This is a genomic window from Mesorhizobium quangtriensis, from assembly GCF_040081925.1.
GTDB lineage: Bacteria > Pseudomonadota > Alphaproteobacteria > Rhizobiales > Rhizobiaceae > Mesorhizobium_K > Mesorhizobium_K quangtriensis.
In genome coordinates this window covers 739,766-760,821 of the sequence record NZ_JBEBMF010000001.1, presented here as the reverse complement: position 1 = coordinate 760,821, position 21,056 = coordinate 739,766, and the positions used below count along the sequence as shown (strand labels likewise).

23 protein-coding genes are annotated in these 21,056 nt (G+C 61.5%); 6 read left to right on the top strand and 17 right to left on the bottom strand.

Annotation, left to right across the window (positions count from 1 at the left end; all coding sequences use genetic code 11):
* Positions 1 to 6 precede the first annotated feature (6 nt).
* Genes ABMA32_RS03890 through ABMA32_RS03870 form a run of 5 tightly spaced genes read right to left on the bottom strand, consistent with a single transcriptional unit; the run spans position 7 to position 3,674 of the window.
* Positions 7 to 822, bottom strand: a complete 816-nt coding sequence (locus ABMA32_RS03890) for an ABC transporter permease (RefSeq protein ID WP_349012405.1) — start codon at positions 820 to 822, stop codon at positions 7 to 9.
* On the bottom strand, positions 815 to 1,624 hold the full coding sequence (locus tag ABMA32_RS03885) for an ABC transporter ATP-binding protein (protein WP_349012404.1): 810 nt from the start codon (positions 1,622 to 1,624) through the stop codon (positions 815 to 817). Before ABMA32_RS03885 ends, ABMA32_RS03890 begins: the two co-directional genes overlap by 8 nt.
* Positions 1,624 to 2,340 carry a M24 family metallopeptidase gene (locus ABMA32_RS03880; RefSeq protein ID WP_349012403.1) on the bottom strand — a complete coding sequence of 239 codons (717 nt, stop codon included), beginning with the start codon at positions 2,338 to 2,340 and terminating at the stop codon, positions 1,624 to 1,626. Before ABMA32_RS03880 ends, ABMA32_RS03885 begins: the two co-directional genes overlap by 1 nt.
* Before the next feature lie 18 nt (positions 2,341 to 2,358).
* The gene (locus ABMA32_RS03875; RefSeq protein ID WP_349012402.1) at positions 2,359 to 3,354 is read right to left on the bottom strand and encodes an ABC transporter substrate-binding protein; all 996 of its coding nucleotides are present in this window, start codon (positions 3,352 to 3,354) and stop codon (positions 2,359 to 2,361) included.
* A complete protein-coding gene (locus ABMA32_RS03870) occupies positions 3,351 to 3,674 on the bottom strand; it encodes a hypothetical protein (protein WP_349012401.1) in 324 nt (107 codons plus the stop codon). Before ABMA32_RS03870 ends, ABMA32_RS03875 begins: the two co-directional genes overlap by 4 nt.
* Positions 3,675 to 3,823: 149 nt before the next feature.
* On the opposite strand from ABMA32_RS03870, the gene ABMA32_RS03865 reads away from it, so the two are divergent.
* The 4 genes from ABMA32_RS03865 (at position 3,824) to ABMA32_RS24290 (ending at position 6,773) form a co-directional block, all read left to right on the top strand.
* Positions 3,824 to 4,432, top strand: a complete 609-nt coding sequence (locus tag ABMA32_RS03865; RefSeq protein WP_349012400.1) for a cupin domain-containing protein — start codon at positions 3,824 to 3,826, stop codon at positions 4,430 to 4,432.
* Between the two features lie 90 nt (positions 4,433 to 4,522).
* Positions 4,523 to 5,293 carry a glutamine amidotransferase gene (locus ABMA32_RS03860; protein ID WP_349012399.1) on the top strand — a complete coding sequence of 257 codons (771 nt, stop codon included), beginning with the start codon at positions 4,523 to 4,525 and terminating at the stop codon, positions 5,291 to 5,293.
* Between the two features lie 26 nt (positions 5,294 to 5,319).
* Positions 5,320 to 6,198 carry a nitrilase family protein gene (locus ABMA32_RS03855; RefSeq protein ID WP_349012398.1) on the top strand — a complete coding sequence of 293 codons (879 nt, stop codon included), beginning with the start codon at positions 5,320 to 5,322 and terminating at the stop codon, positions 6,196 to 6,198.
* 203 nt (positions 6,199 to 6,401) lie between these two features.
* Positions 6,402 to 6,773 (top strand): DUF3489 domain-containing protein, encoded by a 372-nt coding sequence (locus ABMA32_RS24290; RefSeq protein ID WP_425475493.1) that lies wholly within the window; start codon positions 6,402 to 6,404, stop codon positions 6,771 to 6,773.
* Here the strand turns inward: ABMA32_RS24290 and lsrB are convergent.
* The 5 genes from lsrB to ABMA32_RS03830 all read right to left on the bottom strand — a co-directional run bounded on the left by lsrB (position 6,689) and on the right by ABMA32_RS03830 (position 11,689).
* A complete protein-coding gene (lsrB, locus tag ABMA32_RS03850) occupies positions 6,689 to 7,723 on the bottom strand; it encodes an autoinducer 2 ABC transporter substrate-binding protein LsrB (protein WP_349012397.1) in 1,035 nt (344 codons plus the stop codon). The two genes, ABMA32_RS24290 and lsrB, sit on opposite strands and share 85 nt — an antisense overlap.
* A 63-nt stretch (positions 7,724 to 7,786) precedes the next feature.
* Complete coding sequence (locus ABMA32_RS03845; protein ID WP_349012396.1) at positions 7,787 to 8,851, bottom strand: ABC transporter permease; 1,065 nt, start codon at positions 8,849 to 8,851, stop codon at positions 7,787 to 7,789.
* Positions 8,848 to 9,870 (bottom strand): ABC transporter permease subunit, encoded by a 1,023-nt coding sequence (locus ABMA32_RS03840; RefSeq protein WP_349012395.1) that lies wholly within the window; start codon positions 9,868 to 9,870, stop codon positions 8,848 to 8,850. Before ABMA32_RS03840 ends, ABMA32_RS03845 begins: the two co-directional genes overlap by 4 nt.
* Positions 9,867 to 11,369 (bottom strand): sugar ABC transporter ATP-binding protein, encoded by a 1,503-nt coding sequence (locus ABMA32_RS03835; RefSeq protein ID WP_349012394.1) that lies wholly within the window; start codon positions 11,367 to 11,369, stop codon positions 9,867 to 9,869. The genes ABMA32_RS03840 and ABMA32_RS03835 overlap by 4 nt, the downstream gene beginning before the upstream one ends.
* Entirely contained in the window at positions 11,369 to 11,689 is a 321-nt protein-coding gene (locus ABMA32_RS03830; protein ID WP_349012393.1) for an antibiotic biosynthesis monooxygenase, read from the bottom strand. The genes ABMA32_RS03835 and ABMA32_RS03830 overlap by 1 nt, the downstream gene beginning before the upstream one ends.
* Before the next feature lie 209 nt (positions 11,690 to 11,898).
* On the opposite strand from ABMA32_RS03830, the gene ABMA32_RS03825 reads away from it, so the two are divergent.
* Entirely contained in the window at positions 11,899 to 12,858 is a 960-nt protein-coding gene (locus ABMA32_RS03825) for a sugar-binding transcriptional regulator (RefSeq protein WP_349012392.1), read from the top strand.
* On the top strand, positions 12,855 to 14,420 hold the full coding sequence (gene lsrK / locus ABMA32_RS03820; protein WP_349012391.1) for an autoinducer-2 kinase: 1,566 nt from the start codon (positions 12,855 to 12,857) through the stop codon (positions 14,418 to 14,420). Before ABMA32_RS03825 ends, lsrK begins: the two co-directional genes overlap by 4 nt.
* 295 nt (positions 14,421 to 14,715) lie before the next feature.
* Here the strand turns inward: lsrK and ABMA32_RS03815 are convergent, their stop codons facing one another.
* The 7 genes from ABMA32_RS03815 to ABMA32_RS03785 all read right to left on the bottom strand — a co-directional run bounded on the left by ABMA32_RS03815 (position 14,716) and on the right by ABMA32_RS03785 (position 21,052).
* Positions 14,716 to 15,051, bottom strand: coding sequence for a cupin domain-containing protein (locus ABMA32_RS03815; RefSeq protein WP_349012390.1), 336 nt, complete (start codon positions 15,049 to 15,051; stop codon positions 14,716 to 14,718).
* An 11-nt stretch (positions 15,052 to 15,062) separates the two neighbouring features.
* Positions 15,063 to 15,827: a 2-dehydro-3-deoxy-D-gluconate 5-dehydrogenase KduD gene (gene kduD, locus ABMA32_RS03810; RefSeq protein WP_349012389.1), complete on the bottom strand. Its 765-nt coding sequence runs from the start codon at positions 15,825 to 15,827 to the stop codon at positions 15,063 to 15,065.
* Positions 15,824 to 16,687, bottom strand: coding sequence for a 5-dehydro-4-deoxy-D-glucuronate isomerase (gene kduI / locus ABMA32_RS03805; protein ID WP_349012388.1), 864 nt, complete (start codon positions 16,685 to 16,687; stop codon positions 15,824 to 15,826). The genes kduD and kduI overlap by 4 nt, the downstream gene beginning before the upstream one ends.
* The gene (locus tag ABMA32_RS03800; protein ID WP_349012387.1) at positions 16,684 to 17,421 is read right to left on the bottom strand and encodes an ATP-binding cassette domain-containing protein; all 738 of its coding nucleotides are present in this window, start codon (positions 17,419 to 17,421) and stop codon (positions 16,684 to 16,686) included. Before ABMA32_RS03800 ends, kduI begins: the two co-directional genes overlap by 4 nt.
* Positions 17,421 to 18,440 (bottom strand): ABC transporter permease, encoded by a 1,020-nt coding sequence (locus ABMA32_RS03795; RefSeq protein WP_349012386.1) that lies wholly within the window; start codon positions 18,438 to 18,440, stop codon positions 17,421 to 17,423. Before ABMA32_RS03795 ends, ABMA32_RS03800 begins: the two co-directional genes overlap by 1 nt.
* Positions 18,441 to 18,513: 73 nt before the next feature.
* Positions 18,514 to 19,464: a sugar ABC transporter substrate-binding protein gene (locus ABMA32_RS03790; protein ID WP_349012385.1), complete on the bottom strand. Its 951-nt coding sequence runs from the start codon at positions 19,462 to 19,464 to the stop codon at positions 18,514 to 18,516.
* A 67-nt stretch (positions 19,465 to 19,531) separates the two neighbouring features.
* Positions 19,532 to 21,052 carry an aldehyde dehydrogenase family protein gene (locus tag ABMA32_RS03785; RefSeq protein WP_425475464.1) on the bottom strand — a complete coding sequence of 507 codons (1,521 nt, stop codon included), beginning with the start codon at positions 21,050 to 21,052 and terminating at the stop codon, positions 19,532 to 19,534.
* Positions 21,053 to 21,056 lie beyond the last annotated feature (4 nt).

Genomic DNA, 21,056 nt, shown 5'->3' with positions numbered 1-21,056 from the left:
CCGGTACTAGTTTACTTTCCAATATGACCTCGACCATCTACGCGCCTTGTTAACGCTCTTCCACGGTGTGAGGACGTATTCCACCGCCACCACCAGCAGGAAGGCGACGATTCCGAGAGCGGCGAGGAAAGCGATTGCAGAAAAGGTACCGGCCGTGTTCAGGCGAGAATTTGCCTGGAGCAGATATGCACCGATCCCGCCGCTGGTGGAGGCCGTCCATTCGGCGATTACCGCGCCGGTGACACTGAACGTAGCGGACAACTTCAGGGCGGAAAACAAGGGCGAGTAGGTTGCCGGCAGCTTCACATGACGGAAGGTGCTGAACTTCGAGGCGCCCATGGAGCGCACGAGATTGAGTACATCCTTGTCAACTGAGGCCAGCCCGTCGAGCACGTTGACGACTACCGGGAAGAAAACGACGAGTGCAACGATGACGAGCTTCGGCGCCAGTCCGAAGCCGAGCCATATCGTGAGCGCCGCCGAGATCGCTATGATCGGAATCGCCTGGCTCAGGATCAGGATCGGATAGAGGACGCCGCGGACGGTGCGCGACATGTCCATCAGCACCGCGAATACGAAGCCGGTCCCGGCGCCAAGCGTGAAACCGAGCAGGAATTCGACGAATGTCACGCCAAAACCGTTTACCAGCGTTTGCCAATCATCCGCGATATGGTTCGCCACATCGAAAGGCGATGGCATGACGTAACGCGGCACTTCGTAGAACCAGACGAGGAAGGCCCAGGCGACCACGACCAGAATGAGCGCGGCAATGGGATAGATGATCTTCAGGAGCGCGCTTTCGTTTGCCGACGTGTCACTCATCGTGCGCTGCCTCATCGTTCGCGGCCCGCGGGTCCTGGTAGATTGTGGCGAGGATTCGCTGCTTCAGCCGTACGAATTCCGGGTCCGTAAGGCTGGAGACAGGGCGTGGCCTTTTGATGGGCACGTCAATGATCTCGTGGATACGGCCCGGGCGGGGTGTCATCACCACCACGCGGTCGGCGAGGAAGACAGCCTCGTCGATATCGTGAGTGACGAAGACGATGGTGCGCTTTTCCTTTTCCCATACGCTGAGCAGCCACTGCTGCATGGCAAGCCGCGTCTGGCTGTCGAGTGCGCCGAATGGCTCGTCCAGGAGCATCACGTCGTGGTGCATGGCGAGCGTTCGCATCAGCGCCACGCGCTGGCGCATGCCGCCGGACAGCGCCGCCGGATAGTGGTTGATGAAGTCGCCGAGCCCATAGCGCCGCGCCAGTGCCACGCCCTCCTCGCGCTCGGCGCGGGAGGCTCCGCCGGTTAGGATCGCACCGAGTACGATATTGTCGAGCACGGTTCGCCATGGCAGGAGCAGGTCCTTCTGCAGCATGTAGCCGACGTGACCGGAACTATTGGTCACATCCTTGCCATCGATCAGCACCTTGCCGTTACTGGGCGCGAGCACGCCGGCGATGATGTTGAACATCGTACTTTTGCCGCAACCGGAAGGGCCAACGACGGAGATGAATTCCCCGGCCTCTACCGAAAGATCGGTGGGCGCCAGCGCCGTTACCTCGCCGAATATCCGGGATACGGCCTTCAGTGTGAGCTTGGCAGGGAGTTCGGTTGGGGCGGGCTGGGGATTCATCACAGCGTGATGCAGCTTTCACGGCCGAACCAGACGAGGTCCTCAACCTTGACGGCGATGCCGTCACGCGCCGCGAAGGGTTCGATCGCCCAGGCGCCCCACATCGGAGTTGCATTGCCGGCATCGATGAACTGGTGGAGATAGGCGGCGCCCGCAGTAAGCGAATGGCCGATATTACCCAGTTGGTCAAGCAGCACGTAGCCTTCGGCAACGAGGCGCTCATGACTGATGCCGAAGAGCTCGTTGGCCGGCATGCCGGGTCGGCATTTCGCCAGCGTCTCGTAGTGGATCGCCTCCAGGTCGAAAAGCGCCTTGCGCGCTTCCGGCCATTCTCCGACTACCGTGCAGCGCGTGCAGTCACCCCAGGAGCCGTCGGCCGTGATTGGGTGAACGTCGACCATCAGCACGTCGCGCTCGGCCGCCTTCAGCGTCGTGGGCGGATTAGTGGGGAAGCAAACGAGCGTGTTCTCGCCGAGCCCGACATTGGTGATCGTCCAGACATGCGCGATGCCTTCGGCGATCAGGTAGCGGCTTACGGCAAGCTCCACCTCCTGCTCGCTGACGCCGGTAGCGGCAACGGCAAGGCCTGCCGCCGCCGCACCCTTCGCGATCTGCTGGGCCGCCACAAGTCCGGGCGGCGGCGTATCCGAGACGTCGGGGCCGGGGCGATAAGTCCAGGCCGGGACGACTCGACGCGAAGGGGCGGTGGCGGTCATGTCGATGTCTCTGGTCGATTACTGGGCAAGGTAGTCGTTCGTGTAGTAGGCCGAAGGCGCCTCGACGTTCTTCACCACCTCGAACTTCTTTAGTGCTTCGAGAAGTGCCGTCCAGTCGGCGGCGTCGTTGACCATCAAGCTGGCATCCATGGCACCGAAGAGCGGGATCGTGTCCTTCCACTGCTGATCGATGAATTTGCCGTCGTATGCCTTTGCGTAGAGTTCGGAAAATGCATCTATGCCCTCTTGCGGATTGGCGACTGCGTACTCGATGCTTTTTCGCGTCGCGCGCAGGAAAGCCTTGGCCTTTTCAGGATTGTCCTTGAGCCAGGTTTCGTTGGCGGCCAGCATGAATATCGGCGTGTTCGGCACGCCATGCGCGGTCGCGGGCAGGAATTCCGCTTTCTGCTCGCCGGTCGTCTGCATGCCGGTACCTTCGGCATTGGTGATGCCGGTGATGGCGTCGACACGGTTCTGCAGGAGCAGAGGGACGGTGTCGTCGGAGGCCGCGACGGTCTTTACATCGTCGATCGTCATGCCGCCGTCGGCCAGCATCATGGAGAGCTGTGCGAGCGTCCAGGCGTCGTTGTAGATGCCGATCGTCTTGCCTTTGAGATCGGCAATTGCCAGAGGCTTGCCTTCCGGGCTGAGGATGCCCCAGTTGTTGCTCCTGCCATAGCGACCGATGGCGATCACGGGCGCCTGCTGTTCCTTGGCGAAGATGACATCCATGACGGTGGTGAAGGCGACCTGTGCCTGTCCCGTGCCGAGGAACTTCATCGTGTCGGCGACTGTCGGGGGTGTGACGATCTCGATCTCAAGACCCTCCTCCGCATAGAACCCCTTCTTTGATCCGAGAATCCACGGAATCCAGAAGCCATCCGGAACAGGCCATTCCTGGATAAAGGTCAACTTTGTCAGGTCTTGCGCGGCCGCATTCTGTGGCGCGGCAGCCATCGTCGCCAGGGCTATGGCGGCTGCGGCAAAACCGCGGCGTGTCAATGTCATGCTCATGTTCCCATTCCTTCTTGGTTGTTGCCGATTATTGATATCTTTCCTACGGAGCCTGCCCCAGCCATGATCTCTGAGATGCCGCGCAGGGTCGAATGCAGAAGAACCTCCGCGCTCAACACGCAGAATTGCAGCAGAGTCCTGCGAGACCGCGGCGAGTAACCGCGTGCGACGGCTATGTCCTCGAGATGGGCACATGCGCGCCTATCGCCCTCCGTCAGGCCTTGCCTGTTCACGCCGCCTTCCGCCGTCGCGCCGATGGCGGCGAAGGCGTCCAGCCTTTCCAGGAGTCGCATGCCATTGATCAGAGGAGTGGCGGGCATGAAGCATAAACTCGCTTTTCGAGTTAAGTATTCAAGAGGCTTGAATAGATGTCAACAGATTGGAATTGCATTCCGGCCCAATTGAGGGAATATGGGTTCGGTGTGGTCTCCCGTACCAAGAGGGAAGCCTACCCAAACACGAGGATCTGATGAAGCGCAACGACCGGAACGATGCCGAGGACTTGGCACTTCCTTCTACCGCGGCCCGCCTTGGTACTCGCCTACGGTTCGCTCGTCAGACCAGGGGGCTGACGCTGAAAGCGCTGGCGGACGAGGCAAGTTGTTCGGAAAGCCTGCTGTCGAAAATCGAGAACGGCAAGGCCTCGCCGTCGCTACCCATGCTGCATAGGTTGGTGAAGGTGCTGGGCACAAACATCGGCTGGATGTTTGAGGAGTCTGACGGCGAGGAGGGCATTGTGTTCCGCGCCGGCACCCGTCCACTCATCTTACTCGACCCGCTCCGCCGTGGCGAGGGAATTTCGCTCGAGCGCGTCATCCCCTACTCCCCAGGCCACCTGCTCCAATGCAACATCCACCATGTAGAAGAGGGTGGGCAAAGCGCGGGACCGATCGAGCATGTGGGGGAAGAGGTCGGCTACGTGATCAGCGGTGAGGTGGAACTGATGGTAGGCGTGCAAGTCTTCCAGTTGAGACCGGGCGACGCCTTCGTATTCAAGTCAGACCTGCCGCACCACTATCGCAATATCGGCGCGGGCCGCGCCAGCATCTTTTGGGTCAACACCCCGCCAACGTTCTGAATTATGTTCAAGTGACTTGACAGAAGTTCAAGGATATTGCTTGGATGTCTGACTATCCTGACGATCTGTCCATGTGAATCGGAGAACGGCATGTCCGGCTATAAAGTCCTGCTCGCAGGGGAATCTTGGGTTTCGGCATCCTCTCACGTAAAGGGCCTCGACCAGTTCTCGACTTCTACCTATCACACCGGTGCCGACGAGCTTCTCGCAGCACTCAAGGATGGCCCGCTCGATGTGCGTTTCATGCCCTCGCATGAAGCGCAGTCGGCATTCCCGCAGTCACTTGAGGCAATGCGGGAATATGATGCAATCGTGCTTTCCGATATCGGCGCGAACACGCTGCTTCTTCACCCCGACACCTGGATCAAGTCCAAGCCGACACCCAACCGCCTGCGCCTGCTGCGTGACTATGTGCGCGAGGGTGGGGCATTGCTGATGTACGGAGGCTACTTCAGTTTCCAAGGTATCAATGGTGGTGCGCGCTACCACAACACGCCAGTCGAGGAAGTGCTGCCAGTCACCTGCCTGCCGGTGGACGATCGCGTCGAGGTTCCGGAAAGCTTCATTCCAGTCATCACCGGATCGCCTAACCACCCGATCCTTGCCGGATTGGGCAAGGATTGGCCGATGCTGCTCGGCTTCAACGAAGTCGTCTTGAAGGATGGCGCTGAGGTCCATGCTACGGTTTCTTCAGACTACCGGTCACTGCCGCTGCTCGTGTCGGGCACCTATGGCAAGGGTCGCACGGTTGTCTGGACATCGGATGTCGGACCGCATTGGTTGCCATCGGAATTCATCGCCTGGGATGGCTACAAGAAGCTGTTCGAGCAGCAACTGCTCTGGGCAATCGGCCGCGACTGAGTTCCAGCCAGACGGGTAGGCAAGGTATGGCCAAACGCGTAAAGGAAGCCGCTCTCAAGGTGGCCAGCATCCAGATGGAACCGGCTTTCGGCAAGACGGCCGAGAATGTCGGCAGATCCATCGCCCTCCTCGAAGTGGCGGCCGAAAAGGGCGCGAAGCTTGCGGTTCTGCCGGAGCTCTGCAACACCGGCTATGTGTTCGAAAGCCGTGAAGAACTGCGTGCCCTGGCGGAGGAGATCCCGGCCGGCCCGTCAACCTTGGCATGGATGGAGGCGGCGCGCCGCCTCGACATTCACATCGTCGCAGGCATCACCGAACGCGACGGCGAGGTTTTTTACAACTCGGCCGTCATAGTAGGCCCATCGGGCTATGTCGGACGATATCGTAAGGTGCACCTCTGGGGTGAAGAAGCGCTTTATTTCACACCCGGCAACCTCGGCTTTCCCGTCTTCGATACGTCCGTCGGCAAAATCGGCTGCCAGATTTGCTATGACTGCTGGTTTCCGGAAAGCTTTCGACTGGCAGCGCTCCAGGGTGCCGAACTAATGTGCGTACCGACGAATTGGGTGCCAATCCCCGGTCAGGACCAACAGCGCGAGGCTATGGCGAACATTCTGGTCATGGCAGCCGCCCACAGCAACTCGCTTTTCATAGTGGCGGCCGACCGCGTTGGGGTCGAGCGTGGTCAGCCATTCATCGGTCAGAGCCTGATCGTCAGTCATACCGGCTGGCCAGCAGCCGGGCCTGGGAGCTACGACAAGGAAGAAGTTCTCGTTGCCGAGTTGAACCTCGCGGACGCCCGCCGAAAGCGCAACTGGAACGACTTTAATCAGGTTTTGCGAGATCGGCGGACGGATGTCTACGACAGGATGCTGGGCACGGGCTACAAGCCGGGCTGGTACTAGAGAAGCTCTTACAGATCCGTCCAGTCCGCGAGTGCAAACCGCTAACGCATAAACAATACTCGATGAGGGAGCATTGAGATGCCAGCAGGGCCGCTCATTAGCAGGATGCGCTAAGCGGATTGGGATTTGGTGCTAGGCGTTTCGGCGGGTCTAGCCATACTCAGGTGCGCGGATTTCTTTCCGATAAGGCCGGCGCGGTTTAAATTTCGGGATACCGCTGCCAAGCGCCGTGCTGCTGCGCAGACGCGTCGCAACGATCCAGCAACTACCTCACAGCGACAGCATGGAAAGAGCACAGCGTGCGCGGAGTGATGAGTGGCGCGTCGCAGAAGTGGTTCGGTCTGGTGATCGTATCGGAGAAGGTCGAAGGACGTGGCAGGAACGGGCTCACGCAGATAGCGCCTTGGCGACTGCTTAATACGGCCATCAGTTCGTCTTTCGGTTCGGGCTTGCCGTTGACCGACCGGCCGGCGGCAAGCCCGAATTCCGATCAGAAGTCGAAATTGTCGATGTTGTCTGCCTTGAAGACGGTCCGCTCAGGCAAGAGGATGATGCCGTTGTTGTCCGCCTCGTAGCTGTAGCCCTGCACGGAGTTAGGGCTGACCTCGACGGTGCCGATACCGGGCACCTCGATCTTGTCGCCGACCTTGAAGGTCTTGCCCTGCACGAGCTCGTTGGCCATGAACACAGACAGCTTGCCCTGCACGACCACGTCCCACAGGCCAAACTGGTCGACCGTGCCTGACTTCACATACTGACGCATCGTGTTCGGCGTCGAGAAGCCGGTGATGATGACCTTGCCGCCCATGCCGAGGTTTTCGGCTGCCTGCGCCGTACCGGGGAGCGCGTTGGCGTCGGGCGCGATGACGGCGTCGAGGTCCGGATAGGTCTGGAACAGAGCCGTCGGCACCTGCACGGCCTTCTGGGCATCCTGGTTCGAGAACTCGGTCGCGACCACTTCCCAGCTCGGATATTTCTCGGCGATGATCTTCTTCGCCACTTCGGCCCACTGGTTCTGGTCGGTCACAGTCGGTGACGAATAGTGGAAGGCGACCTTCTTCGGAGCAGAAGGATCTTCCATCTGGTCGGCCGCCATCTGGACAAGAAGTGCGCCGAGCTGCTCTGAAGTGCCCTGGTTGATGTAGTAGCTGCGGCATTCCGGATTGACGTCGCTATCCCATGTCAGGACCTTCACGCCACGATCCATTGCGCGCTTCAGCGCCTCGCATAGACCGTCGGGCGAAAGCGAGGAGATGGCGATGCCATTGTAGCCCTGGTTGACGAAGTTGTTGATGAATTCGACCTGGCCGGAAACGGATGCCTCGGAAGGTCCGTCGTACTTGACCTCGATGCCGAGTTCCTTGCCCATCTCCACGGCGCCCTTGCCGCCCGACTCGAAGAAGCCGACGCCGGTGAGCTTGGGGATGAATGCTATCTTCGAATCCACTGCCTTGGCGGCATTGGCAGTCAAGGCCAGCGCGACGGCGGAAGCCGCCAGCATTCCCAACGTTCTCAATCTTGTCATTTCACTTTCCTCCACTTTACGATCAGTTTTCAGCCGACATCGGCCCTTCCCGGACGGTACCCGTCAGGATCTTCCGCCGTTCCCTTCCACGGCCAGTCGCTCGGCCGCGAAGGCCGCCCGATTGGCGCGCGCTGTGCTCAGTTTGGCCAGGCCGATCCTCAATGCGACCGAGCCGACGAGCAGCAAACCTATGATGACCGGCACGACGTCGCTGCTGATGCCCAGCGCAAGCAGCCCCTGCCGCATGAAACCGAGGACGAAGCCCGCGAGAAGCGTCCCTATCACCGAGCCCTGTCCGCCGTAGATCGACGATCCGCCGAGTACGACGGCGGTGATGATGCTGAGAAGCGCCTCGCTGCCAAGGTCGGAACGCGCCGAGCCGAGATAGGCTGTCAGAACCAGGCCGGCGACGGCGACGGCGAAACCGTTCATCGCGTAGACGGTGACGAGCGTGCGCTTGATGGGAACGCCTGTGAAATGGGCGACGGCCGGCGAAACGCCGATCAGCTTGAGATAGCGGCCGAAGCGTGTGAACAGCATCACCCAGGTGGCGACGGCTGCGAGCAGAAGCGCCACGACCAGCGGCATCGGCACCCAGCCGATTCGGCCGGAACCGATCCAGGTGAATTCCTTCGGCAGGCCGGTGATGCCTTCGTACTGATAGGCTTCGAAACCTCCCGCCCCGTAGGCCTGGAAGCCCAGCATGTCGAGCAGCGTCGGAAGTCCGGTCGCGATGCCGGCATAAAGGAACAGTGTCGCCAGCGTGACGATGAGCGGATTGACGTCCGTGTTGGCGACCACGGCTCCGTTGAACGCGCCGGCAGCGATCCCGACGCCAAGCGCGATAATCACCGCGAATCCGATAGGAACGCCAGCTATGAAGGCAAGGCCAAGCACGATCGACGCAAGGCCCATGATCGACACGCCGGATATGTCGATGCCGCCGGTCATGATGATCAGGGTCAAGCCGATCGCCGCGATGATCACATGCGCAAAGTCGCTGGTCGAGAACAACAAGTTCTCGATGTTGAGGAAGGCTGGATTGATCATGCCGAGCACCAGCAGTTCCAGCACCAGCACGACGGCCAGCATGAACTCCCAGCTCTTGAAGACAGTAGCGGCTTTCATCGCACGGCCTCCCTCGGCTGGAATCCCGTGTCGTGATCCTGTTCGGCGTGATGCATTTCCGCCGCGCGCATCGCGAGTTGTCGATTGCGCACTGCGCGGCGGATCAAATAGTCGAACACGACAATGGCAAGCAGCACGGCACCAGCCACGGCGTTGTTCCAGGAACCCGGCACCTTCAGGAAGATCATCATCGAGTCGACCGTCGTCAGGAACAGCGCGCCGATGACGGCGGACCAGATCGTGCCGGTGCCACCCATCAGGCTGACGCCGCCAAGCACCACGGCCGCGATCGCCTTCAGTTCCTGGCCGGAACCGGTCTGCATCGGCACGAAGCCAATCTGACCTGTAAAGACGATCGCCGCAGCGCCGGAGAACAGTCCAGCCAGCGCATAGGCGGTGAATTCCGTTGCCCGGACGTTGATGCCGAGCAGGTATGCTCCCTCGCGATTGTCACCAACCGCATAGAAGTTGCGCACCGCCTTGATGCGGGACAGCAGGATCGCCAGCACGATGATGAGCGCCGCCACGGCCCAGACCATCAGCGGTACGCTCATGTAGCGCGTTACGGCAAGTGTCTTGATCGATTGCGGGATGGATTCGATCCAGCTTCCGCCGGTCAGCACACGCATCAGGCCACGATAGGCGCCGAGCGTGCCGAGTGTCATGATGATCGGTGGAATACCGACGAAGACGATACCAGCCGCATTGACGCAACCGCATACCAAGCCGGTGAGCAGCGCGCAGACCATGGCGAGCGGCAGCGGTATTCCGGCGTTGAGCGCCATGCCGAAGATCACCGCCGACAGCCCGGCGATTGCGCCTACAGATACGTCGATGCCACGGGTCATGACGACGAACATCTGGCCGATGGCAATCAGAATCAGGAAGAGCGAAGAGTTGACTATGTTGATCAGCGTAAGCGGCCGCAGCACAGCCGCGTTGACGGTCGAAACAGCAAGAATCATCACGACCAGCAGCGCCAGCACAAGGAACTCGCGGCTTTTCAGAATCTTCTTCATGCCGCTGCAGCGCCGTTGGCGGCAAAGGTCGCCGCTGAAATCTGCTCGACGGTTTTGGGTCCGCCTGGAAGTGCCACCAGTCGGCCCCGCCGCATTACCATGACGCGGTCGGCCACCTCCGCGATCTCGCCAACCTCGGAGGAAATGACGACAACGCCCACCCCTTCGGCTGTCAGTTCGCGAATGGTCCGGTACACGTCCTGCCGGGCACGGGCGTCGATACCGCGCGTCGGTTCATCGAGGATGATCACGCGCGGACCCGGCGCGAGCGTCTTGGCGAGCACGACCTTCTGCTGGTTGCCGCCGCTCAATGTGCGTGCAACCTGGAACGGCGACGACAGCTTGATGCGCAGGCGCTGAATGAAGTCCTGAGTGAGCAACTTCTCATGATCGCGTTGCGTGAAACGTGACCTGCCGAGTGACAGGAGACCGGCAGTCACGGTTTGCGAACTCGGCAGCGCGAGGAAGATGCCATGCGCGTGTCGGTCTTCCGGCACGTAGGAAAGACCCATCGCCTGCGAAATCTGTGGCGACCTGCGAGGAGCGGCCTTTCCGGCAATATGCACCTCGCCGCTGACGAAAGGATCAATGCCGTAGATGGCTTCGGCCAGTTCGGTCCGGCCAGAGCCAACGACACCCGAGATGCCCAAGACTTCGCCGGGATAGACCTCGAAGCTGACATCCCGGAAAAGACGGCTGGACAGATTGCGCACCGAAAGAACCGAATGGTCGTGCGTCCGGCGCTCGCGAAGTGACACCTCTTCGGCGGGAGCTGAGAAGTCCGCCGGCAGCATGGCTTCGACCAGCATATCGGTCGTGAGTTCGGACGACGGCGCGTTCAACACGATCCTTCCGTCGCGCAGCACCTGCGTGTCGTCGGTGAGTTCGAGCACTTCGTTCAGTCGGTGCGATATGAACAGCAGCCCGATGCCACGGGCCTTCAACTGTTCCATCTGCCGGGCGAGGTTCGCCACTTCGCGGCGGGTCAGCGACGAGGTCGGCTCATCCAGAATGAGGACGCGGGCGTTGCGCAGCAGGCCCCGGACGATCTCGACAAGCTGCTGGCTGGCGATCGACAACTCGCCGCCGGGAGAGTCGAAATCGACGTCGAGGCCGATTTCGTGCGCCGCGGCCTTAGCCCTCGCGCGGTTGGCTGCCGTATCGCCCTTTAATCCCGCTGTGAGATTTTCCATGACCGACAGGTTCGGGAAGATATGCGGCTCCTGCGGCACCATGTAGATGCCCTTGGCGTGTGCGTCCGACGGGTGGGCAAGGACGGCCGGAGTCCCCTGGACCTCGATCGTCCCTGCTGTCGGCTGATAGGCGCCCGAGATGATCTTGACGATCGTGGACTTGCCGGAGCCGTTACCACCAAGCAACGCCAGAACCCGTCCGGGGCGGATGTCGATATCGACGCCGCGCAGCACGGTGACGCTCTCGAACACCTTCCAGACGTCGCGCAACGCGACGAGCGGCACGGGATTGGCTGTCGCGGTCATCACTCTCCCGCCAGAGCCGCCGCGTGATCGGGCATCACGAGATTGAAGAACTGCTTCTGTCGCTCGCCGGTCGACATCAACGCCTTCAACCCTTCGGTTGTCCGGCGGTAGTGCTCGGTCTGCCGATGTGCATCGACGGCGGCCGCGTTCTCGAACACTTCGTAGATGACGAAATGATTTTCGTCCTCGGGATCCTGCAGCACATCGAATCGGTAGTTGCCAGGCTCCGCGCGGGTGCCTTCATAGTTCACACGAAACACCTCGAGGAATTGCTCCACGCAGCCCGGTTTGAGGCGGATGTGCACAAGCTGAACGAACATGGATCGATCCTGTCTGAAATATCTGAGGTCGATGATCCGGCCGACACTTGGCGCTCCTCCCCAGGCATCGTGATCATATGATGTATGAATGTTAGTATGTGCATTTCTGTCAATAGATTTTACGACTTATTGCAACGCACAACGCGATTTTACGTTGACATCATGATCGTCTGTTGATCATTTGATCAGAATGCGGGAGGATTTTTGAGATGGCACAGGCGCTCCATGATGCGGAGACGGCGGCGTCATTCGACCCAGACGAGGTCGAGCAGATCACGCGGGCCGCATGGCACTATTACAATGACGGACTGACCCAGAACGAAGTCGCCGATGTACTCGGGGTCTCGCGCATCAAGATATCGCGCCTTCTTGAAAAGGGGCGACAGACCGGGTTGATCGAACTCAGGATAAATGCCCCGCACGCGGGCTGCCTCACACTGCAGAAGCAGTTGATCACGGCATTCGGTCTTGTAGATGCGCGCGTCGTTCCTTCCGCCAATGATTTGCCGGTCGTGCCGCGGATTGGGCGGGCGGCGGCGAGTTTCCTAATGCAGAAGCTGGAGCCGAACGACCTTCTGGCAATCGGTTGGGGCGAGACTGTTGCCACGGCGCTTCGCTATGCCGCTCCCGTGTTTCCGCAAAACAACATATCGCTGGTGAGCCTGACGGGCGGTGTCTCGGCCTATGTAGGCACGACCGGCCTCCACGGTCCGCAGAGTAACGCCCATCTGATCCCTACTCCGCTGCGCGTATCCTCCCAGGAGCTAGCGCAGATGCTGCGGGTCGAGCCCTATGTGCGCTACGTGCTCGACATGGCAGCAACCGCGCGCATGGCGCTCGTCGGCGTCGGCGTGGTTTCGAACGCGGCGACACTGGTACGCTACGGTTATTGCACCAGTACCGAGCTCGAGGTTTTCGCGCGGCGTGGCGCGGTGGGCGACATCCTCGGCTACTTCTACGATGCGCAGGGTGAGATCATCGACCTTGATATCCATCGCCATGTCGTCGCGATCGGGGTCGGGGATCTGCGCCGTATTCCCAATCGCGCGGCGGCTGCCGCCGGCCTGCAGAAGGTCGACGCCATACTCGGGCTGCTTCGCGGCCGACTCGCCAACATCCTGATCACCGATCAGACCACGGCGGAAGAACTGTTGAGGAGGGGAAATTGAAGACCCATCTGCTTGTCATCGACGCCGGCACCGGCAGCGGCCGGGCCGTGATTTTCGACCGCGCCGGCAACCAGATTGGTTTCGCGCAGGAGGAATGGCGGCATCTGCCCGAAGACAGCGTCCCCGGCTCGATGTCCTTCGACGTAGAGGGGGGCTGGGCGCTGCTGCGCCGCTGCATCGCCAAGGCGCTCTCGAACTGCGGCCTTGACGGCAAAGACATTGCCGCGATCAGCGCCACCAGCATGCGTGAAGCCATCGTTCTTTATGACGGTTCGGGCAAGGAAGTCTGGGCCGTCGCCAACGTCGATAGCAGGGCGAGCGAGGAAGTCGCGGAGCTGAAGGCTCGATCCGCCGATTTCGAGCGCGAGTTCTACGAAATTTCCGGCGAGACCTTCGCGCTCGGCGCCCTGCCCCGCCTCAACTGGCTGCGCAAACACCGTCCGGAAACCTTTGCGAAGGCGCGCGCAATCTCCATGATCAACGACTGGATCGGCGCAAGACTGACCGGCGAGATCGCCGTCGAGCCAACCAACGGCTCCACCAACGGTCTCCTGGACCTGACGACGCGGGATTGGTCCGACGAGCTTATCGCCCGCGCTGGCCTGGACCGCTCCCTGTTTCCGAGGGTTGTCGAACCCGGCACCGTCGTCGGCCGTGTCACCGCGTCCGCGGCCTGCGAAACAGGCCTTGCCGCTGGCACCCCGTTCGTCGCCGGCGGCGGCGACGTGCAGATGGGATCGATTGGTCTTGGCGTTGTCGAACTTGGTGATGCCGCCGTGCTTGGCGGCACGTTCTGGCAGCAGGTCGTCAATATCCCGCAGGGTTCCGTCGACCGCACAATGCGCGTCCGCGTCAACAGCGCGGCGACCAGTGGCACAAACCAGGCCGAGGCAATCTCCTTCTTCGTTGGACTGAGCGCACGCTGGTTTCGCGATGTGTTCTGCGGCGAGGAGATCCGCGCTGCTGCCGAAAGCGGACTGGATGCCTACGACCTGATCGAAGACCTTGCCATGAAGGCCCCGGCGGGCTCCAACGGGATTATCCCGATATTCTCGGACGCGATGAATTTCGGCAACTGGTATCATGCAGCTCCGTCGTTCCTGAACCTCTCCATCGATCCCGCAATCGCCAACAAAGGATCGATGTTCCGCGCCATCCAGGAGAACGCAGCGATCGTCTCGGCGGTCAATCTTGCCCGCGTTGAGGAATTTGCCCAAGTCGCCTCGACGGCCCCGCTCACGCTCGCGGGCGGCGCATCGAAAGGCAGGCTCTGGCCGCAGATCGTCGCAGACGTCACCGGACGGCAGCTGCGTATCCCGAAGGTACGCGAGGCAACCGCGCTCGGCGGAGCGGCCGCAGCATCGGTCGGCATCGGCCAGTTTGGTTCGTTGCGTGAAGCCGGAAGCGCCTTCGTGCGCTGGGACCGAACGGTCGATCCCAATCTCGCGAACAGGTCGGTGTATGACGATACGCGCGACCGCTGGGAAAGAGCTTACGCGATGCAGAGACTGCTCGTCGACGAGGGCGTCACCACATCGATGTGGCGCGCTCCTGGAATCTGAGAGTTGCCAGCGAACGCAATTGAATGGATTGACCCCGTGCCCGGATCAAAATCGCTAGTTGGTCACCACTTTCGATGCGCCATAGCCGCCCCGTACCATTAAGCGACGCGCTGAGAATCTCCTTGCCGGTGTCTACATCCCAACGCTTGATCGTCAGATCACCACTACCTGTGAAGGCGTGTTTTCCCTCTGTCGCGAATTCGGCGCCGTAGGCGCCACGCTAATGGCCTTGCCATCGCCGACCCGAAAGCGGCCGTGATTCCGATCGCGACATTCGTGATCAGCGGCCTTGGCTTCACAGAAAGTCGGCGCGATGCGGCGTGAAGGTATCGACCAGCCGCCCTGCCTCCAGCGCCTGGACGCCATGCACCAGACCCGATGGTACGATGAACGCGCCGCCCTTTTCGACGATCTCGCTCTTGCCGTCGATGGTCACCTCGAAGCGACCCTCCGTGACATAGCTCGACTGAACGTGCGGATGGGAATGCAGCGCGCCCACGCCACCCTTTTCGAAACGGAACTCCACCATCATGAGTTCTTCGGTATGCAGGATCACCCGCCGCTGATTGCCGTCAGGGGTCTGAGTCCAAGGCTTCGAGTCGGGTCGCGAGAAAAGCTGCTCGTTTGTCATGATTTGCACTCTTATCGCGCCAGCCAACCACCATCCACGGGCACCACAGCGCCATGCATGTAGGCCGATGCCGGCGCCAGTAGAAAGACTGCCGCGCCGCCAATATCCTCCGGCTTGCCCCAGCGCGCCGCGGGAATCCGACCGAGGATGGCCGCGCTGCGATCCGCGTCATTGCGCAACGCTTCGGTGTTATTGCTGACCACATAGCCAGGCGCGATGGCGTTGACGTTGATGCCCTTCGCTGCCCACTCGCATGCAAGCGCCCGCGTCACGCCAAGAACGCCATGTTTTGAGGCGGTGTAGGAGGGAACACGGATGCCACCCTGGAAGGAGAGCACGGAGGCGACGTTAACGATGCGCCCTTCACGGCTGGCCGCCAGCACCTTACGCGCGAATGCCTGGCTGAGGAAGAACAGCGACTTGAGGTTGACGTCGATAACGTCATCCCAGTCGGCCTCGGAAAAATCGACTGCGTCGGCGCGGCGTATGATGCCGGCATTGTTGACCACCCCGTCGATTGGGCCGATGGAATCCCATGCGCCGTCGAGCATCGTACTTGCGGCGATATGATCACCGAGGTCGCAGGTGATCGGCGCGAATGTTGCGCCTGCAGCCCGGACCATTACCTCCGTCTCATCCATCGCCGAGCGGCCGACGCCGATGACTGCTCCGCCCGCCTTGGCGACGGCAACGCAAATGCCTTGGCCGATCCCGGTGTTGGCGCCAGTCACGACGACGCGCTTGCCGGCAAGGCTGAAGGCGGAAAAGTCAGTCATCGCAAAGTTTCCAGCGGCACGGGGTCGACGTCGGTGTAGTCGACATTGTCGCCAGCCATAGCCCAGATGAAGGCATAGCTGGAAGTGCCTGCGCCGGAATGGATCGACCAGCACGGCGACACCACCGCCTCCTCGTTCTTCATGACGATGTGACGGGTCTCGTCCGGCTCGCCCATCAGGTGGAAGACACGAGCGTTTTCGGCGAGGTCGAAATAGAGGTAGGCCTCCATGCGCCGGTCGTGGATGTGGCAGGGCATGGTGTTCCACACGGAACCCGGTGCGAGCTGCGTCATACCGACGACAAGCTGGCAGGTCTTCGCGCCGTCCGGGTGGATGAACTGGAAGATTGACCGCTCGTTGGACGTCTGCTGGCTGCCGAGATCGACGCGCTTGGCGTCACCGATTCGGATCAGCTTCGTCGGATGGCTTGCGTGCGCAGGCGCCGACAGAAGGTAGAACTTCGCCGGAGTTTCGGCATCGTCGGAAGCGAACGAGACGCTGACCGTACCCCTTCCGACATAGACCATATCGCGCGCACTGGTCGCCAAAACCTCGCCGCCTGCTGTTACCGTACCCGCGCCGCCGATATTGATGACGATCAGCTCGCGGCGGTCGAGGAAATTCTTTGTCCCTGTCTGCTTGATCGCTTCGAGGGGCAATGCCTGCGCCAGCGGAACCGCACCGCCGATTACCATGCGGTCGTAATGCGTATAGGTCAGGGCTACTTTCCCGGGCTGGAACAGGTCGGGCATCAAAAAGTTCGCGCGCAATTCGTCGGTCCCCATCGACGCGGCGGTCAGCGGATCTATGGCGTGGCGGATGTCCACCTCGGTTAGGGCAGCGTTGTCTCGGTTCGTCATGTCAGCACCACATATTCCGTAAGTTGGCCGATGGTCGTGTCCGCCTTGGCCACGTCGAACACTTTCGTACCGTGACTCATGATCACGAAGCGGTCGCACACCTGGTAGGCGTGGTAGAGGTTATGTGTCACGAGTACGCTCGATACGTTCTCGGCCTTCAGCTTCAGCACCTGATTCAGCAGCGCTTCCGTCTCGCGCACCGACAGCGCCGAGGTCGGCTCGTCGAGCAGCAGCACGCGGCGCTTGAAGAACACGGCACGCGCAATAGCTACGGCCTGCTTCTGGCCGCCCGAAAGCTCGCCTACGAGCTTGTCAGGCGAGTCGATGCCGGAGATGTGGACAGCCGACTTCAGCACCTCCATCGCGATCTCGCGCATCTCCGACTGTTTGAGGAAACCCATGCCGTTGATGCGTTCGCGACCCATGAAGATGTTGCGCGTGATGGAAAGCGAATCTACCAGTGCTGTGTTCTGGTAGATCGTCTCGATGCCGGCGTCGGCCGAGTCTGTGCGGCAGGTGAACAGCGTCTGCTTGCCATCGACCGAGATGTGGCCGGATGTCGGCTGGTGAATCCCGGAGATCAGGTTCACCGTCGTCGATTTTCCGGCGCCGTTGTCGCCGAGCAGGCCAACCACTTCGCCCTCATTGACGTGGAAGGATAGGTTCTTCAGCGCCGTCAGCGCGCCGAAGCGCTTGCTGACGTCGTGAAGTCCGAGAAGGGGAGCGGCAGACATCAGGCGGACCCCTTGCGTTCGATGAGCTGGTTGAGGATGGCGGCGCCGACGATCAGCGTCGCGATGAACATCTCGAGGTAGAAGCCCGGCGCGCGCACCAGCAGCAGCACATTGGTGATGGTGTGGATCAGCAGCACACCGAGGAAGATGCCGATCACCGAGCCACGGCCACCGTTGAGAGACAGCCCGCCGATGACGCAGGCTGCAATCGCCTGAAGCTCAAGTCCGGTGCCTTGCCCCGGCTGAACACTGCCGACACGAGACGTCGCCAGGATGCCAGCGAAAGCCGCCATGCCGCCGGCTATGGCGAACGCAGCTATCTTTATGCGTTTCACATTTATGCCGATCGCAGTCGCTGCGGCGCGGTTGCCGCCCGTCGCGAAGACGTGGTTGCCGAACCAGTGATTGTGCAGCAGCAGGTGGAAGACAACGACCAGCAGTATGATCCAGATGAAGGCCGCGTTGAGCCCGAAGAAGGTGCCCGAGAAGAGCGAGGAGAAGGCCGGTCCCGGATCGAAGCGCACCTGCACCGCGCCGTTGTAGAGCAGCACGGCGCCGCGCCAGAACAGCAGTCCGCCCAGCGTCACGATGAAGGACGGCAGGCCGAAGCGCAGCGTGATGACGCCGTTGAGCATGCCGATCGCCACGCCGATCAGGATCGCGAGCGGAGCGGCGAGGAACGCACTCATCCCGTCGCCGACCTGCACCGCCATAACGATAGCAGTCAGCGTGTAGACGGAACCGATCGACAGGTCGAACTCACCGGCAATCATCAGGATGCCCGCACCGAGTGCCAGGCAACCGAGCACCGGCACCGCCTTCATGAGGATGGTGAGGTTCTGCGGCGACAGGTATCGAAAATCGTCGGGAAAGAGCAGGCCGGCAACGATACAGGCGATCTGGATCAGCGCGAACACCACGAAGATCGAGCCTGCGGGCTTGGCGAGCAATTGCCTGGCCAGCGAACTCTTGGCCGTGCGGGATGGGACGGCGCCGCCGTCGGTAGACGATATGGTCAAGGCCGCAGCCCTCATGCCGGAAAGAAGATGTGACCTTCCGGCTCGAAGCCGGAAGGTCCGATGAAGGTTTCGATCAGCGATAGGTGCCGATCATCGGCTTGACGGCGCCGATGCGATCCTTGTCGAGGAATGCGCCCTGACCGGTATCGACGTCGGTGGGGGTCAGGCCGTACTTCTTGGCCAGAGCGATCTGGGCGATCGGATAGAAGCCCTGCAGGTAGGGCTGCTGGTCCATCGTTGCGAACATCGCGCCCGACTCGACCGCGTTGACGATTTCCACCGCCAGGTCGAACCCGCCGAACGGAATTTCGACTCCGGCGTCCTTGATCGCGCCGGCACCAACCGTCGAGGTGACCGATCCTGTTCCAAAAAGTGCCTTGGTGTTCGGGTTGGCGATCAGGAACTGTGCCATGATGTTCTGCGCTTCCGCCAGATCGAGGCCCGTCTTGACGGTCTCGACCTTGATGCCCTTTTCGCCCATCGCCTTCTCGATGCCACCGCCACGCGCAACGGCGAAGCTTGCTTCGGGGATCTCGCGCGGGTTGAACACGACGTCGCCTTCCTTGAGGCCGAACTTCTCGATCATGCGCTGGCCGAGTTCGTATCCGGACGCAAACTCGTTCATGCCGACATAGGCTTGGCGGCAATTGCCCTTGGCGCCTTCGAGATCGTCATTATTGAAGCCGATGACGACGACGCCTGCCTTGGTCGCGTCGCAGATCGACTTGTCGAAGGCGTCGGAACTGGAGATGGCGACGGCGATGCCATCGACGCCGGCGGCGGCCGCCGCCTCGATCAGGTCGTTCTGACGCACCGGGTCGTTGTTGGCGTACTGGACGTCGAGATCGACACCGAACTGCGCTGCCGCGTCCTGAGCGCCCTTCACCACCGGATTGAAGAACTGCACGCTCGGGTCGAGATAGATGATCATCGTCGCCTTGACGTCGGCTGCATAGGCCGCCGTGGACAGGAGCGTCGCACCGAGTGCTGCGCCCAATACCTTCTTGAAGCTTTTATTTCGCATAGACTTTCCTCCCATTGATGGATGTTCCGCCGGGTCTCCTCCCGGGCGGATTTCGTGAAAATGGCACTTAGCCGTTGAACCAGCGGGTTGGCTGCCCAAGGGTGATGTGGATGCCCTTGACCTGGCTGTATTCGTCGAAGCCGTAGCGGCCGAGTTCGCGGCCAAGGCCGCTCTTCTTGTAGCCGCCGACCGGAAGCTCCGGCGTGCCGTCGATGACGCTGTTGACCCAGCAGCGGCCGGCCCGCACCCGGCGGATTGTCTGCATCGCGCTTTCAAGGTTGGTCGACCACACGGTCGCCGACAGGCCGAATTCGGAATCGTTGGCCAGCGCCACCGCCTCGTCGGCTGTGCGGAAAGCGATGGTCGAGAGCACCGGCCCAAAAATCTCCTCGCGTGCGATCGACATGTCGGGACGCACGTTGCGGAAGACCGTCGGCTGGTAGTAGAGCCCGGCGCCTTCGCCGGCCATATGACCGCCGGTGAGAAGCTCAGCACCCGCCGCCTCGCCGGCGCGCACATAGTTCTCGACCTTCTCGATATGCGCTTTCGAGATCATCGCGCCGATGCGGGTGCGATCGTTGAGCGGGTCGCCGTAGGGAACTTTTGCGGAGATCGCCAGCACCCGGTCCATGATCTCGTCGCGGATGCTTTCTTCCACCAGTAGCCGGCTGCCGGAAATGCAGCACTGGCCGGCATTGTGGTAGACGCCATAGGCGATGCCGTCTGCCGCTGCGTCGAGGTCGGCGTCGGCGAAGACGATCTGCGGACCCTTGCCGCCGAGCTCCAGCCCGACGCGCTTGACCTGCTTGGCGGCGATCTCGGCCAGAAGCGTGCCGACGCGCACCGAGCCGGTGAAGGCCACCATGTCGACGCGCGGATCTTCGGCGAGAACCTGCCCTGCAGGATTGCCGTAGCCGGTGACGACGTTGAAGACGCCGTCCGGAATACCCGCCTCGCGCGCCAACTCGGCCATGCGCACCGAGGTGCCCGAGGTGAACTCGGAGGGCTTCAGCACCACTGTGCAGCCGGCGCCTATCGCCCACGGCACGCGCTCCGATGCGATGATGAAAGGGAAGTTCCAGGGCGTGATGATGCCGACCACGCCGACCGGCTCGCGCAGCACGAGGCCGAGGCGGTTGTCGCCGATGTTGTTGAAGCTGTCGCCCTCCTGCCCGCGCGCCTGTCCGGCCGCATAGGCCCAGAGGTCGGCGCAATATTCGATCTCACCGCGCGCCTGGGCGATCGGCTTGCCGACCTCGAGGCATTCGGCGAGCGCCAGTTCGTCGAGATTGGCGAGGATCAGTTCCGATACGCGGTAGAGCAGCCGCGAGCGCTCCGCGCCCGACATCCTCGGCCATGGTCCCTTGTCAAAGGCCTCACGCGCCGCAGCGATGGCATTCTTCACATCGTCAGCGGAGGCATCCGGCCATTCGCCAACAACATTGCCCAGATGTCCTGGGCTCTCGCGCAGAATCGTCTTGCCACTCGCGGCATTAACCGATTTGCCGCCGATCAGCATGCTATACCGCGCGCTGCGCAGACGGCTGTCGTCAAGCTTCGGCACGATGAATGTGTTGGCGATGGTCATGGAA

What these genes read in the sequence shown, in the direction of transcription:
- ABMA32_RS03890 (WP_349012405.1), bottom strand. Translation starts at nt 822, where the DNA reads ATGAGTGACACGTCGGCAAACGAAAGCGCGCTCCTGAAGATCATCTAT.
- ABMA32_RS03885 (WP_349012404.1), bottom strand. Translation starts at nt 1,624, where the DNA reads ATGAATCCCCAGCCCGCCCCAACCGAACTCCCTGCCAAGCTCACACTG.
- ABMA32_RS03880 (WP_349012403.1), bottom strand. Translation starts at nt 2,340, where the DNA reads ATGACCGCCACCGCCCCTTCGCGTCGAGTCGTCCCGGCCTGGACTTAT.
- ABMA32_RS03875 (WP_349012402.1), bottom strand. Translation starts at nt 3,354, where the DNA reads ATGAGCATGACATTGACACGCCGCGGTTTTGCCGCAGCCGCCATAGCC.
- ABMA32_RS03870 (WP_349012401.1), bottom strand. Translation starts at nt 3,674, where the DNA reads ATGCCCGCCACTCCTCTGATCAATGGCATGCGACTCCTGGAAAGGCTG.
- ABMA32_RS03865 (WP_349012400.1), top strand. Translation starts at nt 3,824, where the DNA reads ATGAAGCGCAACGACCGGAACGATGCCGAGGACTTGGCACTTCCTTCT.
- ABMA32_RS03860 (WP_349012399.1), top strand. Translation starts at nt 4,523, where the DNA reads ATGTCCGGCTATAAAGTCCTGCTCGCAGGGGAATCTTGGGTTTCGGCA.
- ABMA32_RS03855 (WP_349012398.1), top strand. Translation starts at nt 5,320, where the DNA reads ATGGCCAAACGCGTAAAGGAAGCCGCTCTCAAGGTGGCCAGCATCCAG.
- lsrB (WP_349012397.1), bottom strand. Translation starts at nt 7,723, where the DNA reads ATGACAAGATTGAGAACGTTGGGAATGCTGGCGGCTTCCGCCGTCGCG.
- ABMA32_RS03845 (WP_349012396.1), bottom strand. Translation starts at nt 8,851, where the DNA reads ATGAAAGCCGCTACTGTCTTCAAGAGCTGGGAGTTCATGCTGGCCGTC.
- ABMA32_RS03840 (WP_349012395.1), bottom strand. Translation starts at nt 9,870, where the DNA reads ATGAAGAAGATTCTGAAAAGCCGCGAGTTCCTTGTGCTGGCGCTGCTG.
- ABMA32_RS03835 (WP_349012394.1), bottom strand. Translation starts at nt 11,369, where the DNA reads ATGACCGCGACAGCCAATCCCGTGCCGCTCGTCGCGTTGCGCGACGTC.
- ABMA32_RS03830 (WP_349012393.1), bottom strand. Translation starts at nt 11,689, where the DNA reads ATGTTCGTTCAGCTTGTGCACATCCGCCTCAAACCGGGCTGCGTGGAG.
- ABMA32_RS03825 (WP_349012392.1), top strand. Translation starts at nt 11,899, where the DNA reads ATGGCACAGGCGCTCCATGATGCGGAGACGGCGGCGTCATTCGACCCA.
- ABMA32_RS03815 (WP_349012390.1), bottom strand. Translation starts at nt 15,051, where the DNA reads ATGACAAACGAGCAGCTTTTCTCGCGACCCGACTCGAAGCCTTGGACT.
- kduD (WP_349012389.1), bottom strand. Translation starts at nt 15,827, where the DNA reads ATGACTGACTTTTCCGCCTTCAGCCTTGCCGGCAAGCGCGTCGTCGTG.
- kduI (WP_349012388.1), bottom strand. Translation starts at nt 16,687, where the DNA reads ATGACGAACCGAGACAACGCTGCCCTAACCGAGGTGGACATCCGCCAC.
- ABMA32_RS03800 (WP_349012387.1), bottom strand. Translation starts at nt 17,421, where the DNA reads ATGTCTGCCGCTCCCCTTCTCGGACTTCACGACGTCAGCAAGCGCTTC.
- ABMA32_RS03790 (WP_349012385.1), bottom strand. Translation starts at nt 19,464, where the DNA reads ATGCGAAATAAAAGCTTCAAGAAGGTATTGGGCGCAGCACTCGGTGCG.
- ABMA32_RS03785 (WP_425475464.1), bottom strand. Translation starts at nt 21,052, where the DNA reads ATGACCATCGCCAACACATTCATCGTGCCGAAGCTTGACGACAGCCGT.